The 2554-nt window shown below is 43.9% G+C and carries 2 protein-coding genes; both read left to right on the top strand.

Going from position 1 to position 2554, the window contains the following annotated elements:
• The first annotated feature begins 189 nt into the window (after positions 1–189).
• On the top strand, positions 190–1704 hold the full coding sequence (istA, locus tag IEV50_RS19520) for an IS21 family transposase (RefSeq protein ID WP_188417599.1): 1515 nt from the start codon (positions 190–192) through the stop codon (positions 1702–1704).
• A 3-nt stretch (positions 1705–1707) separates the two neighbouring features.
• Positions 1708–2457, top strand: coding sequence for an IS21-like element helper ATPase IstB (gene istB, locus IEV50_RS19525; protein ID WP_188417601.1), 750 nt, complete (start codon positions 1708–1710; stop codon positions 2455–2457).
• Positions 2458–2554: the final 97 nt, after the last annotated feature.

Consider the following 2554-nt stretch of genomic DNA (forward strand, 5'->3'; position numbering starts at 1 on the left):
TGTAATCAGTAAGTTAATCTGCACAAAAATCGGCAATTAAGAATACACCAAAAACGGCAACAAGAGTGCGCAAAAAAACGGCAGGATAATTAAACCCCACCGTTTAATACGACCTTCATCGGCTTACGACAACTGATGAATATGCACGCATTCTTGAACAAATTTATGATGTATTATGAAATTAAGCGAATGTCCCTTGCCGGACGTTCAGCTTCAAAGATCAGCAAGGCGCTGAACTGTAATCGCAGAACGGTAAAAAAGTACCTTGAGATGGATGACGGTGAGTTTGACGCCTTTGTCAGGACCCAGAGTTGCCGTCAGAAAATACTTCTGCCATATGAAACCTTTGTATGTGATCGCCTGGTTTCTTTCCGCGATACCTCCTCTGCCCAGATTCATGATCTTCTCAAAGAGAGGCATGATGAATTCCCAAGGGTAAACCAGAAAACGATCTACAATTTCGTCAAGTGGATACGCAGTAAATACAATCTGCCATATGAACCTGCCATTAGGGATTATTCCGCTGTTGATGAAACTCCCTTTGGCCTTCAGGCCCAGGTGGACTTTGGTGAATATAATATCCGGTCAAGCAACGGCAAGCGGCTAAAGGTTTACTTTTTTACCATGGTCCTTTCCAGATCGAGGTACAAGTATGTAAACTTCAGCGCCAGGCCATATACTACCAGAACTGCCATTGAGGCTCATGAACTTGCCTTTAGCTTTATCAAAGGCATTCCTACGGAAGTTGTTTACGATCAGGACAAGGTCTTCATCAGCAATGAGAACAGTGGCGATATTATTCTGACCACCCAGTTTAAGAACTATGTAAGAGATCGGGCCTTTCAATATCATTTCTGCAGAAAATCCGATCCGGAGAGTAAGGGGAAAATTGAAAATGTCGTAAAGTACGTGAAGCAAAACTTTCTCTATAACCGCACCTTTCATGACCTGTCCGCACTCAACACTGATGTTGTAAGCTGGCTGGCCAGAACGGCAAACAAACTTGAGCATGGATCCACAAAAAGGCCTCCAGTTGATGAGTGGATCATTGAACAGCCCTTATTGACTCCCTACCATCCGGTAATGATACCTGATCTTCCCATTTCATTATATACGGTAAGGAAGGATAATACCATTTCATGGAAGAGCAACTTTTACTCCCTTCCCCTGGGAACCTATACCGGAAGGGGAACCTCCGTATCTGCACAAAATCAGGGAAATGATCTAGTACTGTTTGATAAGAACAAAAAAGAGCTATGCCGCCACCATATACCCATAGGCACAGGTAAAAAAGTCTTGAAGGCGGGACATAAAAGGGATGCCAGTATCGCGACCGACGAACTCATCTCCAAGCTGCATAACTACTCCTGTGAAAAAGAAAGTCTGGATAAGTTTATAGAATCGATCAAGAGGGACAAGCCGCGCTATCTCAGGGACCAGTTGCTTCTTCTGCTAAAATTGATCAAGGATATTGATACAGCAACTATCAATCGAGTACTTGATTTCTGCAATCAAAAGGGAATAAACAGTGTAAATGATCTCAGCAAAATCCTGGAGACCTTCCAAAAGGCGCCACTGGAGGAAAGCATACAAACCTCTGCGATCAATCCATTGAGCGGTGGGTCATCAATAATGGCCCTTATCCAGCCGCTTACCAGCAACATCAGTGACTACAACTCAATAATGAAACCAATAATCAATTAAGGAATGAACCAGAACGAACAGATTGACCAGTATTGCCGACGTTACAAGATAATGGGAATGGCATCGACCATTGATGAGACTGTGAAAAAGGCTGAGGCCTCCCAGCTCAGCTATGCTAGTTTTTTGATGCAGCTTTTTGAGAAAGAGGCTGAACACAGGGATAGGCAGGCGAGGGAAAGGCAGCTAAAGACGGCGAACCTGCCATTGAAATCCTGCCTTAACGACTATGAGGAAAGAAGCGAAAGTGGTCTTACCAGTCAAAAGATGAATACCCTTAGGGAACTGGGGTGGATGGATCAGCTTTTTAACATCATGTTAATGGGACCCTCGGGGACCGGAAAATCATTTCTCGCAGCAGGACTCTGTGCTGATGCAATTGAAAAAGGTTACAGGGCCTACTTCAGAACGATGGAAGATATCATGACAATGCTGAGAATGAAGGAGTTCAGTAGGACAGCTATGGCAGAGTACAAGCGTATGGCAAGGGCAAACCTTATTGTTATCGATGACATTATGCTCTTCCCGGTAGAAAAGGCCCAGGCGGTGAATCTTTTCAACTTCGTAAACCAACTTTATGAAAGCACCTCATTTATTATCACCACCAACAAAATGCCTGCTGACTGGGCCAAGATGCTGGATGATGAGGTGCTGGCCACAGCTCTGCTGGACAGGCTTCTATTCCGGTGCGAGGTAATCAGTCTTGCGGGGAAATCTTATAGAATGGAAAATAGGAAAACAATATTTGCAAGTTAGAACCAGAAGATTAGCTTTGTAAAGCTGTGCACTCTTGTTGCCGTTTTCTGTGCACTCTTAATTGCCAATTCTTGTGCAGTGTTATTTCCCGATTACA

Origin of the sequence: Pedobacter mendelii (genome assembly GCF_014635725.1) — a bacterium.
Taxonomy (GTDB): Bacteria; Bacteroidota; Bacteroidia; order Sphingobacteriales; family Sphingobacteriaceae; genus Pedobacter; species Pedobacter mendelii.